The organism is Nakamurella multipartita DSM 44233 (assembly GCF_000024365.1).
Classification (GTDB): Bacteria; Actinomycetota; Actinomycetes; order Mycobacteriales; family Nakamurellaceae; genus Nakamurella; species Nakamurella multipartita.
On the sequence record NC_013235.1, the window covers coordinates 4,485,347 to 4,500,744 of the forward strand.

Below are 15,398 nucleotides of genomic sequence, written 5' to 3' on the forward strand. Positions count from 1 at the left end.
AGCCGTTATCCGGGACGGATAACGGGCTTCTGCCCATGATCAACTCCCCTTGCGGGGGACACGTCGGCGGCGCCGTGGATCGGGACGCCGGTCCGGTCAGCCCACCGCGAGGGTGGGGGCCTGCGCCTGGGCCTTCTCGCCGAAGCCGTACTGGCCCTGCCCGCCGCCGTTCTGCTCGACCAGGGCGAGCACGGTGGCGATCCGGCCGGTGTCGGAATCGACGTTGTCCACCGTGCTGACGGTGCCGCTCATGGCCGTGTCGCCGCGGATGACCCCGACCGTGCCGGTCGACTCGTCCGACCCGGAACGGCCGGCCACCACCACTCCGGTGGCGGTCTGCGCCAGCTGAGTGGCGAACGAGGCGACGGCGCCGGCCTTGTCGGCCTCCGACCCGCCGGTCACCTCCGCACCGGTCAGCACGATCACCGACTGCCCGGCGGCCGGGGTCCCGGTGACGGTGATGAACCCGGCCGACTGCAGCGCCGCCAGCACGGCCGCACCCTGTTCGGCGCTGGCCTTGGGGGCGCCGCCGGCCGGGGCGAGCAGCACCGAGGACAGCAGGCCGCCGGCGACCGCACCGGCCTGCGGCACCTCGGGCAGCTGCACCCCGGTCGGCAGGGTGGTGGTCGCGATCTGCCGCAGCTCATCGGCCCGCAGCGGGTCGCTGAAATCGTTGGTCAGCTGGATCTGCCCGGTGACGGTGGCTCCGGCCCGGTTCAGCAGCGACAGCAGCGCATCCCGGTCGTTGGGGTCGGCCGCGGCCGTGGTCACCAGCACCACGTTGGTGCTGGGCAGGGTGCCGCGCACGGTGAGCGCGCCGACCGATCCGGCGAACTTCTCGTCGGCCGCGACCCGGGCGGTGAGGTCCTCATTGGTCGAGGCGAGCTCGCCCTGCTGGCTGGACAGCGAGGCGTTGTCGTCGCGCAACCCCTCCAGCAGCGGTGACTGGATCTTGGTGGCGCCGAGCACGATACCCAGGGCCAATGCGAGGAACACCGCCGCGAGCGAGACGATGTGGTAGCGCATCGAGATCATGCGAACAGTCCCCTGACCCACTCGACCAGCTGGTTCCACCAGTCGCGGACCAGGTCCGCGTACACGCCGCCGACGTCGGCGACCATCAGGGCGGTCGCCATCGCCACGGCGGCCGCGACCACCAGCATCAGCACGACCCACCAGGAGATGCGCGACTTGTACAGGGACGCGACGACGGGCGACTCGACCACCTTGTTGGCCACCCGCATGCGGACCAGGAAGGTCGAGGCGGTCGAGCCCCGGCCCCGGTCGAGCAGGTCGACCAGGGTGGCCTGCAGGCCGACGGTGACGATCATCGACGCGCCGCGGCCGTCCACCAGCAGCAGGGCCAGATCCTCCGACGAGCCGGTGGCCGGGAAGGTGACCGCTCCGACGGCGAGGTCCTGCAGCCGTTCCAGGCCGGGGGCGTGCCCGTCGGTGTGCGCGGGGATGACGACCTCGGCCCCGCATCGCAGCGTCTCCGAGTCGATGTGCTCGGGGTTGCCGATGATCAGCGCGGGCTTGTAGCCGGCGGCGCGCAGGGCGTCGGCGCCGCCGTCGACGCCGACCAGCACCGGCCGGAAATCGGAGATGTACTTCTTGAGCGACTTGAGCTGCTTGGGGGTGTCCGCGGAGCCGGCGACCAGCAGCACCTGCCGGCCCTCCAACTCGGTGGCCACCTCGGGGATGCCGACCCCGTCGAGCAGCAGGGTGCGCTCCCGCTTCATGTACTCGATGGCGTTGGCGGCGAAGGCCTCGAGTTGGGCCGACATGCCGGTCTTGGCCTCGATCAGCAGGTCGGCGATCGACTCCCGAGTCTGCTCGGTGCCCTGCGCGATCACGTCGTCGCCGATGTAGACGGACCCGCCGTCGACCCGGATCTTCGCCCCGTCCTTGACCTTGGCGAACACGCCGTCGCCCACCCCGTCGACGAGCAGGACGTCGGAGGCGACCAGGATCTCCGGACCCAGGTTGGGGAACCGGCCGGAGATGGACTGGGCTGCGTTGATCACCCCGGTGACGCCCGCCTTGACCAGGGCGTCCGCGGTCGCCCGGTCGATGTCGACCTGGTCGATGACGACGATGTCCTTGTGGCCCACCCGATCGAGCAGCGCCTCGCTGCGACGGGACACGCGCGCCACTCCTGTGACACCCGGCAACGCGCGTGACTGACGTGACAAGAGCTTCATGCTCCGATCGTGGCAGCCAAGTGGGTGATCAGGCGGTAACCACTCCCCCGTGTCGCTTGACTTTGCGAAAGTGAGACCCCTCTCAGCCCGCCCGGCGCAAGGGGGTGGTGCCGGTCGCACCCTTGGCCGCGGCGAGCAGGTCCCGGGCGTGCGCCCGGGCGGCGGGGCCGTTCGTCCCGCCCAGCATCCGGGCCAGCTCCCGTTCGCGTTCGCGTCCGGTGACCAGCCGCACGTTCGAGGTGCCGATCCGGCCGGAGGAGTCGGCGTCGACGATGTAGTGACGATCGGCGTGGGCGGCCACCTGAGCCAGGTGGGTCACGACGATGACCTGGTGGGTCCGGGCCAGCGCGGCCAGCCGCTCCCCGATCTCGGTCGCGGCCCGGCCGCCGACCCCGGCGTCGACCTCGTCGAAGACCATGGTCGAGACCGGATCGGAGTCGGCCAGCACCACCTCCAGGGCCAGCATCACCCGGGACAGCTCGCCACCCGAGGCGCCCTTGGCGATCGGCAGTTCGGGGGCACCGGCGTGCGCGACCATGACGATCTCCACCTGGTCCACCCCGTCTGGGCCGGCCAGCAGCCAGCTGTGGTCGACCGGCACCGCCTGCGGGTCGTGCGGGTCGGCCGCCTGCTGGCTGACCCGCACCCGGACGGTGGCCCGGGCCATGGCCAGGGAGGCCAGCTCGGCCGTGACCAGGCGACCCAGCCGCTCGGCCGCCGCGGACCGCTCGCCGGACAGCCGCGCGGCCAACCGGCCCAACTCGCCGCGCACCTCGTCGAGGTCGGCCTGCATCCGGGCCAGCCGGTCGTCGGAGGAATCCAGCTCGAGCAGCTCCTGGCCGGCCGACCGAGCCCAGGCGCAGACGGCGTCGACGTCGTCGCCGTAGCGGCGGGTCAGCGCCCGCAGGGTCGCCTGCCGCTCGAGCACCTGGGTCAGCCGGCCCGGCTCGTCGTCCAGCCCGGAGAGGAAGACTGACAGCTCGGATCCGACATCGGCCAGGACCAGCGCGGCCTGCTGCAGCTGACCACCCAGTTCGGCCAACCGCGGATCCTCCGCCGTGTCCAGCAGATGCTGGGCGCCGTGCACCAGGGCCAGCGCGGCCGGTGCGGCGGCCGCGTCCTCCGACCCGGTCAGCGACTCGTGAGCACCCGCCGCCGCCGCCCGCAGCCCGTCCAGGTTCTGCAGCCGGCGCACCTCCTCGACCAGGTCCCGATCCTCGCCGGGCACCGGCGCGGCCGCCTCGATCTCGGCCAGGCCGATGCGCAACAGCTGCTCGCGCTGGGCCCGCTCCCGGGCCCGGGCCCGCCGGTCGGCCAGATCGGCGGCCATCCGGTGCCAGCGGCTGCGTAGCTCGCGATACCGACCGACCTGCGCGGTGAGCCCGGCGAAGCGGTCCAGGACGGCCCGCTGCGGGCCCGGTCGCAGCAACGAGATGGCCTCGGACTGGCCGTGCACGGCGATGAGCGGCTCGGCCAGCTCGGCCAGCGTGGCCAGCGGCACGGACCGGCCGCCGACGTGCGCGCGGGATCGGCCGTCGGTGCCCACGGAACGGGCGGCGATCAGCGTGCCGTCCTCGTCGAAGCGGCCGCCGACCGAGGACACCAGTTCCTGGGCGGGAGACTCGCTCTCGCCGTCGGGCGGCGACCAGCGGACCTCGACGGTGGCCCGCTCGGCCCCGGCCCGGACCTTGCTGGCGTCACCCCGGCGCCCGCCGATCAGGCCGAGCGCGGTGACCACCATCGTCTTGCCCGCACCCGTCTCACCGGTCACGACGGTGAAGCCACGATCGGGCTCGATCAACGCCTCGTCGATCACCCCGAGGTCGGCAATCCGCAGCTCTTGCAACATACGTTCGACGATAGCGGATTCGAACGTCCGTACGGAAGTACCTATGTTCGAAAAATCAGTGCCGCTGGTCGCGCCAACCGTGCACGGGCAGCTTGAACTTGCGGACGAGCCGGTCGGTGAAGGTTTGATCGCCCAGCCGGACCAGGGTGACCGGCTTCTCGCCCTTGCAGATGTGGGCGCGGGAACCGGGGGGAATCTCCTGGGTACGGCGCCCGTCGCAGACCAGGATCGCGCTGGGACCGGCCGGGTCGATGTGCACGGTGACCGTCGATTCCGGCGAGACCACCAGCGAGCGGGCGAACAGGGCGTGCGCGTTGGACGGGGCGACCAGCAGTGCGTCCACCCCGGGCCAGAGCACCGGACCGCCGGCGGAGAAGGTGTAGGCGGTGGACCCGGTCGGCGTCGCGCACAGCACGCCGTCGCAGCCGTAGGCCGAGACCCCGTGCCCGTCGACCTCCACGACGACGTCGAGAATCCGCTCCCGGGTGACCTTCTCGACGCTGATCTCGTTCAGCGCCCAGCCGCCGGCGATGTATTGCCCCTCGTGTTCGACCCGCACCTGGACGGTCATCCGCGAGGACACCCGGTAGCGCTGGTCGACGATGGCCTGCAGGGCGGCGTCGACATGGTCCACGTCGACCTCGGTCAGGAACCCGACCCGGCCCAGGTTGATGCCCAGGATCGGCGCGGACAGCGGGCGGGCCCGTTCTGCGGCCCGCAGCAGCGTGCCGTCGCCGCCGATCGCCAGCACCATCTCCACGGAGCCGGCGGCGCCCTCGTCGTCGTCGGTCGGCTCGAAGCGGTTCAGACCCAGCTCGCGGCTCTCGTCGGTCGAGGCGAGCAGGTCGATCCCGGCCTCGGCCAGGGTGGCCGCGACTTTGCGCGCAGTGATGTCGACATCGGGGCGCCCGGTGTGGGCGACCAGCAGCATCCGCCGTTGCGTCATGCCGGTCCCTCCCCCACTGCCGTCGCGATCAGCTCGGCGCAGCGGCCGTCGGCGAACGGATCCTCGACCGCCGTGTCGCGTCGCAGATGCACGAAGAACTCCACATTCCCGCTCGGTCCGGGCAGCGGCGAGGCGACCACGCCGGCCATGCCCCACCCCAGTAGACCAGCCGCCTGCACGACCGTCGCCACCGCCTCCGCGCGCAGCGCCCGATCGCGGACGACTCCGCCGGCACCGAGCCGCTCCTTGCCGACCTCGAACTGCGGCTTGACCATGGGGATCAGGTCGGCGTCCGGGTGCGCGCAGGCGATCAGCGCGGGCAGCACCAGGGTCAGCGAGATGAAGGACAGGTCGGCCACCACCAGGTCGACCGGGCCGCCGATGGCCTCGGGGGTGAGGTGACGGATGTTGGTGCGGTCGTGCACGTGCACCCGCTCATCGCTCTGCAGGGCCCAGACCAGCAGCCCGTAGCCGACGTCGACGGCGACCACCTCACGGGCTCCGCGCCGCAGCAGCACGTCGGTGAAGCCGCCGGTGGAGGCCCCGGCGTCCAGGCAGCGCCGACCGTCGACGACGACGTCGGTGAACGCGTCCAGCGCACCGATGAGCTTGTGCGCACCCCGGGAGGCCCACCGCGGGTCCAGATCGGCGTCACGAACGAGCAGCGCGACCGCCGGGTCGACCGCGGTGGACGGCTTGGTGGCGACCTGACCGGCGACCAGCACCCGGCCGGCGGCGATGAATTCGGCGGCCTCGGCGCGGGAACGGGCGTGGCCGCGCCGCACCAGTTCCGCGTCCAGCCGGCTCCTACGCACCCGGCCGTCCGGGGACCGGCCGGCCGTGCGGCTGCCCGGGCGTCTCCGCCGTGCGGGCCAGCGCCTGCGCGAGCGACTCGTGGATCCGCTGGTAGCCGGCCACCTGGTCGTGGGTCGTCAGCTGGTCCAGCCCGGCCAACTCGGCCTGGGCCTGTTCGAGCAGGCCGTCGACCTGCCCACCGGGATTCGGGTTCGGGTTCGGGGTGGGGTGGGCCTGGTTCACCGTGGTGTCCTCCCGGCGGTTGCGGGTGTGCGGGCGGTCAGTCGAGCGAGTCGGTGAATGCCCGCTGGCCAGATTGGGTCGGTCGAATCGGGATGCCGCACCGGGTCAGTGCGGCCGCGGCGAGCGCGTCGTGCGGCCGGACGGCGGTGAGGCCGGACGCCCAGGCGGCTGCCGTGAGCAGCGCCAGGGCCCGCAGGGCGGCACCGTCGGAGACGGCCGCGGGGCCCGGTTCCGAGCTGGGTTCGGCGTCTGCGGCCGAGCTGAGGACCAGACCGGAGGAGTCGGTGCCGACCGTCCACTCCCGGCTGCTCCGGGGTGATCCCGGGCCGGGAATGCGGACCGCCCGGTCCTCCTCGACCAACCCGCGCATGTCGAAGGCCACGTAGGTCGGCCGCTGGCCGGGGTCGGCGGCGAGCAGGTCGGAGGCGGTCGAGACGCCGGTGAGCACCATCAGGCTCGGCGTGGACGCGCCCACCGCGCAGGCGATGTCGGTGTCCAGCCGGTCCCCGACGACCAGCGGGCGGGTGCTGCCAACGAGCCGGACGGCGGCGTCGAGCAGCGGGCGTTCGGGCTTGCCGGCCACCCGCGGGTGCAGGCCGGTGGCCGCGACCAGGGCGGCCACCATCGAGCCGTTGCCGGGGAGCATGCCCCGGTCCGTCGGCAGGGTGCTGTCCACGTTGCAGGCGACCCAATCGGCCCCGGCCCGCAACGCGATGCACCCCTCGGCCAGGTTGCGCCAACCGGTGTCGGGCGAATGGCCCTGCACCACGGCCACCGGCTCGTCCTCGGCCAGCCGGACCGGTTGCAGACCGGCCTGCCGGACCGACTCCTCCAGCCAGGGCGCCCCGATGACCAGCACCTTCGCGCCGGCCGGATGCCGGTCGGCGAGCATGACGGCGGCCGCCTGCGGGGAGGTCAACACGTCGTCGGCCTCGGCGGCAACGCCCATCGAGGTCAGCGCGGCCGCCACCTCGGCCGGCGGGCGGGAGGCGTTGTTGGTGACGAAGACGGACCGCGCCCCGAGCACCCCGGCCCGGACCAGCGCCGGAGCCACGTGGTCGATGGGCTGCCCGCCCAGGTACACGGTGCCGTCCAGGTCGAGCAGCAGTGCATCGTGGGCCTGCGCCAGGATGGTCATCGATCTCCCGCCGGCGGTTCGTCGGAAAACAGCAGGGCGGTCATATCCTCGCTCAGCGCCGGCAGCGGAGCGCGCTCGGGCTCGACCTCGGTGAACATGGCGGGCGGGGCCGCGGGCTGGTCGGCCCCAGCCTCATCGGCCCCAGCCCCGTCGACCTCAGCCTCACCGGTCTCGGACGCATCGGTCCCAGACACATCCGTCCCAGACACATCCGTCCCAGACACATCGGTCCCAGACGCATCGGTCCCAGACGCATCGGTCCCAGACGCATCGACCTCGGACGCATCGGCCTCGGACTCATCGGCCTCGGACTCGGCATGCTCGGGCCCTACCGACTCGGAGTCGGCATCAGCATCCGCCGCCTGGTCCGTCCCGTTCTCCGGCACCGCTGCCGCGGCGGCCGGCACGACCGCGGCCCCCACGGACGCGGCGAGCGCCTCCACCCGGTCCTGGGCGTCGGTGTCCTCGTCCGCGTCGGCATTGGCGGCCCGGATGAACCAGGTCAGGGCGTCTGACTCGCGGCCGGCCCGATCGAGCAGGTCCGCGTAGGCGTAGGCGAGCCGAGGGTGGTGGCCGAGCTTGTCCGGACCGAACTGTTCGAGGTGGGCGAGCCCGGCGTCGAGCTGTCCCAGATCGGCGCGGGCGCCGGCGACGACGGTGGCCAACTCGATCGTTGCTTCCTCGTCGAGCGCGGCGGCCTGCTCGGAGCGGGCCAGTTCGATGGCCTTCTCCGGGTGTCCGAGCGCGCGTTCGCAGTCGGCGAGCACGGCCAGGTGACCGGGGCCACCACCCATCCGGCGGGCGGCCCGCAGTTCCCCGATGGCCTCGGCCCATTCACCGGCGCGGTACGCGACCAGGCCGACGGTCTCCCGCACCACCGCGATCCGGCCGCCGCGAGCCCGGGCCGCGCGGGCATGGGCCCACGCCGCCTCCGGGTCCTCGTCCGCCAGGGTGCCGGCGGCCACCAGATGGGCGGCGACCCAGGCGGCGCCGTCCTTGCTCAGGCCACGCAGGTCGCGCCGCGCGTCGGCGTCCAGGGCATCCGGGGTCGCCCATTCGGGCAGGTCGGGCCAGGTTTCGCCGATGTCTTCAGCCCGGCGACGGGAGCCGGTCTCGGGCACTCGAGGGCCCTCGGACCGGTCCGGGCCGCCGTGGCGGGCCGGCTCGCGCCGGTCATGGCCGGCGCCACGAGCGGGTCGATCGGACCGAGCCGGTCGCTCGGCCCGTTCCGGACGGTCGGAGCGGGCCGGACGATCCGGTCGGTCGGCCGGCTGATGCGGTGCACGGGTCGGCGGGGCGGCCTCTCCGGCCGCCCACAGCCCGGCGCTGAGGTTGCCGCCGAAGTCGTTGCCGGCCGGACGATGCTCCCGCGGTGCACCGCGGTCGGCCGAAGTGGGCCGATCGGTCCGCGGACGATCGGGGCCGCGGTCGGAGCGGTCGTCCCGGCGCGGCCGATCGCCGTAGGGCCGGCGATCGTCGGCGGACCGGTTGCGGTCCTGGTACGACGGGCGATCACCGGTAGGCCGGTCATCCCGACGCGGGCGGTCACCATAGGGCCGGCGCTCATCGGAGGACCGGTTGCGGTCCTGGTACGACGGGCGATCACCGCTGGGCCGGTCATCCCGACGCGGGCGGTCACCGTAGGGCCGGCGATCGTCGGCGGACCGGTTGCGGTCCTGGTACGAAGGGCGATCACCGGATGGGCGATCACCGTACGGGCGATCGTCCCGACGAGGGCGGTCACCATAGGGCCGACGGTCATCGGCGGACCGGTTGCGGTCCTGGTAGGACGGCCGGTCCCCGGACGCACGATCCCCATAGGGACGGTCATCCCGGCGGGGCCGATCCGAATACGGACGTCGGTCATCGGTCGACCGGTTCCGATCCTGGTACGACGGGCGATCACCGTACGGGCGATCATCCCGACGAGGACGTTCCGCATAGGGACGGCGATCATCTGAGGACCGGTTGCGATCCTGGTAGGACGGCCGATCTCCGGCCGGACGATCACCATAGGGACGGCGATCGTCCCGCTGATTGCGGTCTGGGTAGGGGCGTCGATCGTCCCGCGGACCACGATCGGCGCGGTCGCGGTCGTCCCGAGGGCGGAAGTCCGACGTCGGCCGCCGGTAGTCGCGGGGGCCGCGATCGGGGCGATCGCGGTCGCCGAACTGCTGCTCGTCGCGACCGCGGCGGTCATCGCCGCCCCGATATCCGGATCCGGAACGATCGTCGCGGCCGCGGTACTCCGACGGCCCACGTCGCTCCCAGGGGCGATCCCCGGCCGGTCGGTTCGGCCGCTGATCGCGGTCATCCCGGCTGCGGCTGTCCCGGGCCGGCCGATCCTGGTCCCAGGATCGACGCTCACTCGGTCCGCCGCTGCTGCGGTCGTTGGGACCGCTCCAACGCCCGGACGCCGGCCTCGGCTCACGCGAAGCGGGACGTCGGGACGGTCCGCCCGACGAGGAACTGCCCGAAGCGGAACCACCGGAGTACGAGGCGCGGCCACCCACCTGGCCCCGGAAGCCGTCACGGTCACCGGGCCGGTCCGAGCGGTCGGACCGGGCACGATCCTGCCCGGATCGCGGTCCGCCGCTGCCCCGGTCGCTGCGCTGGTCACCGGAACCCTGGTTGCGGGGGTAGCCCCCCGTCCGCTTCGGACCGCGACCGCCGGCGGAGTGCGGCGGCGTCGCGGGACGGTCGGAGGAACGCTCGTGATCGCTCATGAGCACGGTCCCGACGAACGAAGGAACAGGAAGGTGACGGGCATGGTGACGGTCTCGGCAATCAGCTGGGTGGTGCACACGTCGAATCGCCGGTCGGGCGAATCGACCACGATCGAATCAGGATACGCAAAAGGGGAGGTCCCTTGCGATAAACGCAAGTGACCTCCCCTTTTGGAAAGTATGTCCGGCGGTGTCCTACTCTCCCACACCCTCGCAGGTGCAGTACCATCGGCGCAGTGAAGCTTAGCTTCCGGGTTCGGAATGGGACCGGGCGTTTCCCTCACGCTATAACCGCCGAAACACTATGAAACACACAAACCCCAACACCACCACCACAGTGGTGGGTGGGTCGTTTGTTGTTTCAGATCTGCACAGTGGACGCGAACACGCAATAGTCTTGGTGTTAATTGTGGTAAGTCCTCGGCCTATTAGTACCGGTCAGCTCCACACCTTACGATGCTTCCACTTCCGGCCTATCAACCCGGTGGTCTAACCGGGGGCCTTAACCCACTAGGGGTGGGAGCCCTCATCTAGGAACAGGCTTCCCGCTTAGATGCTTTCAGCGGTTATCCCTTCCGAACGTAGCCAACCAGCCATGCTCCTGGCGGAACAACTGGCACACCAGAGGTTCGTCCGTCCCGGTCCTCTCGTACTAGGGACAGCCTTCCGCAAGACTCCTACGCGCGCGGCGGATAGGGACCGAACTGTCTCACGACGTTCTAAACCCAGCTCGCGTGCCGCTTTAATGGGCGAACAGCCCAACCCTTGGGACCTACTCCAGCCCCAGGATGCGACGAGCCGACATCGAGGTGCCAAACCATGCCGTCGATATGGACTCTTGGGCAAGATCAGCCTGTTATCCCCGGGGTACCTTTTATCCGTTGAGCGACACCCCTTCCACTCGGAGGTGCCGGATCACTAGTCCCGACTTACGTCCCTGCTCGACACGCCTGTCTCACAGTCAAGCTCCCTTGTGCACTTACACTCAACACCTGATTGCCAACCAGGCTGAGGGAACCTTTGGGCGCCTCCGTTACTCTTTAGGAGGCAACCGCCCCAGTTAAACTACCCACCAGGCACTGTCCCTGAACCGGATCACGGTCCGAAGTTAGACATCCAGTACGACCAGAGTGGTATTTCAACGACGACTCCACAACCACTGGCGTGGCCACTTCACAGTCTCCCACCTATCCTACACAAGCCGAACCGAACACCAATACCAAGCTATAGTAAAGGTCCCGGGGTCTTTCCGTCCTGCCGCGCGTAACGAGCATCTTTACTCGTAATGCAATTTCGCCGAGCCTATGGTTGAGACAGTAGAGAAGTCGTTACGCCATTCGTGCAGGTCGGAACTTACCCGACAAGGAATTTCGCTACCTTAGGATGGTTATAGTTACCACCGCCGTTTACTGGGGCTTAAATTCTCAGCTTCGCCCTTACGGACTAACCGGTCCTCTTAACCTTCCAGCACCGGGCAGGCGTCAGTCCATATACCTCGTCTTACGACTTCGCATGGACCTGTGTTTTTAGTAAACAGTCGCTTCTCCCTGGTCTCTGCGACCAAAACGTGCTAGCCCGCAAGGGGCTTCACACACCTCGGTCCCCCTTCTCCCGAAGTTACGGGGGTATTTTGCCGAGTTCCTTAACCATAGTTCGCTCGATCACCTCGGTATTCTCTACCTGACCACCTGTGTCGGTTTGGGGTACGGGCCGCTCGGAGCTCGCTAGAGGCTTTTCTCGACAGCATAGGATCACGCTACTTCGCCTCAATCGGCTATGCATCAGGTCTCAGATCAACACGCAGACGGATTTACCTACCCACGCTACCTACACCCTTACACCAGTACTACCACTCACTGGCGACGCTACCTTCCTGTGTCACCCCATCGCTTGACTACTACCGGATAGGGTCCCGCGCTCCCCACAAACCCAACCGAAGTCGGGCCATGGTTCGGGCGGTCAGCATCACCGGCCTCGTCATTGGCGCTCCATCACGGGTACGGGAATATCAACCCGTTGTCCATCGACTACGCCTGTCGGCCTCGCCTTAGGTCCCGACTCACCCTGGGCGGATGAACCTGGCCCAGGAACCCTTGGTCAATCGGTGGAGGAGGTTCTCACTCCTCATTCGCTACTCATGCCTGCATTCTCACTCGCGTGGCCTCCACGACTGGATCACTCCGCCGCTTCACCGCCCACACGACGCTCCCCTACCCAACCCACCACTGAAGGTGAGATGCCGCGGTTTCGGCGATGTGCTTGAGCCCCGCTACATTGTCGGCGCGGAACCACTTGACCAGTGAGCTATTACGCACTCTTTAAAGGATGGCTGCTTCTAAGCCAACCTCCTGGTTGTCTGGGCAATCCCACATCCTTTCCCACTTAGCACACGCTTAGGGGCCTTAACCGGCGATCTGGGCTGTTTCCCTCTCGACTATGAAGCTTAGCCCCCACAGTCTCACTGCCACGCTTCACTTCCCGGCATTCGGAGTTTGGTTGATTTCGGTAAGCTTGTAGGCCCCCTAGACCATCCAGTGCTCTACCTCCGGAAAGAAACACGCAACGCTGCACCTAAATGCATTTCGGGGAGAACCAGCTATCACGAAGTTTGATTGGCCTTTCACCCCTACCCACAGCTCATCCCCCAGGTTTTCAACCCTGGTGGGTTCGGACCTCCACGACGTCTTACCGTCGCTTCATCCTGGCCATGGGTAGATCACTTCGCTTCGGGTCTAGAGCATGCGACCACAACGCCCTATTCGGACTCGCTTTCGCTACGGCTACCCCACACAGGTTAACCAAGCCACACACCACTAACTCGCAGGCTCATTCTTCAAAAGGCACGCCGTCACCAAGCCACAAGGACTCAGCCCCGACGGATTGTAAGCACATGGTTTCAGGTACTATTTCACTCCCCTCCCGGGGTACTTTTCACCTTTCCCTCACGGTACTTGTCCGCTATCGGTCACCAGGGAGTATTTAGGCTTAGCGGGTGGTCCCGCCAGATTCACAGCGAATTTCACGAGCTCGCTGCTACTTGGGAAACAATGCAAGACAGAACAAGTGTTTTCGCCTACGGGGCTATCACCCACTACGGCCGGTTTTTCCAATTCCGTTCGACTAACACAAGTTTTTATCACTGTCCGCCAGGCCGGCAGGCCCAGCACACACCATCCCCACAACCCCGCCAACGCAACCCCTGCCGGGTATCACACGCCAACGGTTTAGCCTCATCCGCTTTCGCTCGCCACTACTCACGGAATCACAATTGTTTTCTCTTCCTGTGGGTACTGAGATGTTTCACTTCCCCACGTTCCCTCCACACACCCTATACATTCAGGTGCGGGTCACACGACATGACTCGTGCGGGGTTTCCCCATTCGGACATCCTCGGATCACAGCTCGGTTGACAGCTCCCCGAGGCTTATCGCAGCCTCCCACGTCCTTCATCGGCTCCTGGTGCCAAGGCATCCACCATGTGCTCTTAAAAACTTACACACAAACCACAAAAATAAAGATGCTCGCGTCCACTATGCAGATCTCAAACAACAAACCCAGAACCAGCACCACCAGCCCACCCACCACAACAACGCGCAGCGGTATGACACTCACTGATCCGGAGAAGAAACAAGCAAAGCCCGTTCCCTCAGGACCCAACAGCGCACCCACGACCCACCCACAACCCCACCGCCCGTTCCCACCACCCCACCCCCCACAAGGAGCAAGACAGCAGTACTAACCACGACAAGACCATCAATGAACCGCATAGTCAGTGTTCCACCCATGAGCGGCCGCCACAGAACAAACGCCTGCGAAACGACACACAATGAACCACGACATCTCCCACCACACAGCAGGAAACCATGGCCACTTGCTCCTTAGAAAGGAGGTGATCCAGCCGCACCTTCCGGTACGGCTACCTTGTTACGACTTCGTCCCAATCGCCGATCCCACCTTCGACAGCTCCCTCCCCACAAGGGGGTTGAGCCACTGGCTTCGGGTGTTACCGACTTTCGTGACGTGACGGGCGGTGTGTACAAGGCCCGGGAACGTATTCACCGCAGCGTTGCTGATCTGCGATTACTAGCGACTCCGACTTCATGGGGTCGAGTTGCAGACCCCAATCCGAACTGAGACCGGCTTTTTGGGATTCGCTCCACCTCACGGTTTCGCAGCCCTTTGTACCGGCCATTGTAGCATGCGTGAAGCCCAAGACATAAGGGGCATGATGATTTGACGTCATCCCCACCTTCCTCCGAGTTGACCCCGGCAGTCTCTTATGAGTCCCCACCATCACGTGCTGGCAACATAAGACAAGGGTTGCGCTCGTTGCGGGACTTAACCCAACATCTCACGACACGAGCTGACGACAACCATGCACCACCTGTGCACGGACCTTGCGGGGGAACCATCTCTGGAACTTTCCCGTGCATGTCAAGCCTTGGTAAGGTTCTTCGCGTTGCATCGAATTAATCCGCATGCTCCGCCGCTTGTGCGGGCCCCCGTCAATTCCTTTGAGTTTTAGCCTTGCGGCCGTACTCCCCAGGCGGGGCGCTTAATGCGTTAGCTGCGGCACGGAGATCGTGGAAGGACCCCCACACCTAGCGCCCAACGTTTACGGCGTGGACTACCAGGGTATCTAATCCTGTTCGCTCCCCACGCTTTCGCTCCTCAGCGTCAGTATCGGCCCAGAGTCCCGCCTTCGCCACCGGTGTTCCTCCTGATATCTGCGCATTTCACCGCTACACCAGGAATTCCAGACTCCCCTACCGAACTCTAGCCTGCCCGTATCGAATGCAAGCCCGGAGTTGAGCCCCGGGTTTTCACATTCGACGCGACAGACCGCCTACGAGCTCTTTACGCCCAATAATTCCGGACAACGCTCGCACCCTACGTATTACCGCGGCTGCTGGCACGTAGTTGGCCGGTGCTTCTTCTACAGGTACCGTCTACATTCGTCCCTGCTGAAAGAGGTTTACAACCCGAAGGCCGTCATCCCTCACGCGGCGTCGCTGCGTCAGGCTTCCGCCCATTGCGCAATATTCCCCACTGCTGCCTCCCGTAGGAGTCTGGGCCGTGTCTCAGTCCCAGTGTGGCCGGTCGCCCTCTCAGGCCGGCTACCCGTCGACGCCTTGGTAGGCCATCACCCCACCAACAAGCTGATAGGCCGCGGGCCCATCCCCAGCCGAAAAAACTTTCCACCACCCACCATGCGGCAGACAATGAATATCCGGTATTAGCCCCGGTTTCCCGGAGTTATCCCGAAGCTGAGGGCAGGTTACCCACGTGTTACTCACCCGTTCGCCACTCGAGTACCCCGAAGGGCCTTTCCGTTCGACTTGCATGTGTTAAGCACGCCGCCAGCGTTCGTCCTGAGCCAGGATCAAACTCTCCATCGAATGCATATAACCAGACCCCAAAAGGGCCACAGTCAACAAAGAGAAAACCTGAACCCCAAACGAGCCAAACTGACCCATTCAAAATCCAACACCAAACC

9 protein-coding genes and 3 rRNA genes are annotated in these 15,398 nt (G+C 67.3%); all 12 read right to left on the minus strand.

Going from position 1 to position 15,398, the window contains the following annotated elements; genetic code table 11:
- Window positions 1-96: 96 nt before the first annotated feature.
- The 12 genes from NAMU_RS20150 to NAMU_RS20205 all read right to left on the minus strand — a co-directional run bounded on the left by NAMU_RS20150 (window position 97) and on the right by NAMU_RS20205 (window position 15,300).
- Window positions 97-1,035 (minus strand): copper transporter, encoded by a 939-nt coding sequence (locus NAMU_RS20150; RefSeq protein ID WP_015749185.1) that lies wholly within the window; start codon window positions 1,033-1,035, stop codon window positions 97-99.
- A complete protein-coding gene (gene steA, locus NAMU_RS20155; protein WP_015749186.1) occupies window positions 1,032-2,204 on the minus strand; it encodes a putative cytokinetic ring protein SteA in 1,173 nt (390 codons plus the stop codon). The genes NAMU_RS20150 and steA overlap by 4 nt, the downstream gene beginning before the upstream one ends.
- Window positions 2,205-2,286: 82 nt before the next feature.
- Window positions 2,287-4,053: a DNA repair protein RecN gene (recN, locus tag NAMU_RS20160; RefSeq protein ID WP_015749187.1), complete on the minus strand. Its 1,767-nt coding sequence runs from the start codon at window positions 4,051-4,053 to the stop codon at window positions 2,287-2,289.
- A 55-nt stretch (window positions 4,054-4,108) separates the two neighbouring features.
- The gene (locus NAMU_RS20165; protein WP_015749188.1) at window positions 4,109-4,999 is read right to left on the minus strand and encodes an NAD kinase; all 891 of its coding nucleotides are present in this window, start codon (window positions 4,997-4,999) and stop codon (window positions 4,109-4,111) included.
- Entirely contained in the window at window positions 4,996-5,814 is an 819-nt protein-coding gene (locus tag NAMU_RS20170; protein WP_015749189.1) for a TlyA family RNA methyltransferase, read from the minus strand. The genes NAMU_RS20165 and NAMU_RS20170 overlap by 4 nt, the downstream gene beginning before the upstream one ends.
- Window positions 5,807-6,037 carry a hypothetical protein gene (locus tag NAMU_RS20175; protein ID WP_015749190.1) on the minus strand — a complete coding sequence of 77 codons (231 nt, stop codon included), beginning with the start codon at window positions 6,035-6,037 and terminating at the stop codon, window positions 5,807-5,809. The genes NAMU_RS20170 and NAMU_RS20175 overlap by 8 nt, the downstream gene beginning before the upstream one ends.
- Before the next feature lie 37 nt (window positions 6,038-6,074).
- Window positions 6,075-7,175 carry an HAD-IIA family hydrolase gene (locus tag NAMU_RS20180; RefSeq protein ID WP_015749191.1) on the minus strand — a complete coding sequence of 367 codons (1,101 nt, stop codon included), beginning with the start codon at window positions 7,173-7,175 and terminating at the stop codon, window positions 6,075-6,077.
- A complete protein-coding gene (locus NAMU_RS29470; RefSeq protein ID WP_015749192.1) occupies window positions 7,172-8,296 on the minus strand; it encodes a pentapeptide repeat-containing protein in 1,125 nt (374 codons plus the stop codon). Before NAMU_RS29470 ends, NAMU_RS20180 begins: the two co-directional genes overlap by 4 nt.
- A gap of 1,787 nt (window positions 8,297-10,083) precedes the next feature.
- Window positions 10,084-10,200 (minus strand): 5S ribosomal RNA (rrf, locus tag NAMU_RS20195).
- A gap of 108 nt (window positions 10,201-10,308) precedes the next feature.
- Window positions 10,309-13,399: ribosomal RNA gene (locus tag NAMU_RS20200) — 23S ribosomal RNA — on the minus strand.
- Window positions 13,394-13,570, minus strand: a complete 177-nt coding sequence (locus NAMU_RS30100; protein WP_169312528.1) for a hypothetical protein — start codon at window positions 13,568-13,570, stop codon at window positions 13,394-13,396. The genes NAMU_RS20200 and NAMU_RS30100 overlap by 6 nt, the downstream gene beginning before the upstream one ends.
- 213 nt (window positions 13,571-13,783) lie before the next feature.
- Window positions 13,784-15,300: ribosomal RNA gene (locus NAMU_RS20205) — 16S ribosomal RNA — on the minus strand.
- The 16S, 23S and 5S rRNA genes sit together here, the layout of an rRNA operon.
- Between the last annotated feature and the right edge of the window lie 98 nt (window positions 15,301-15,398).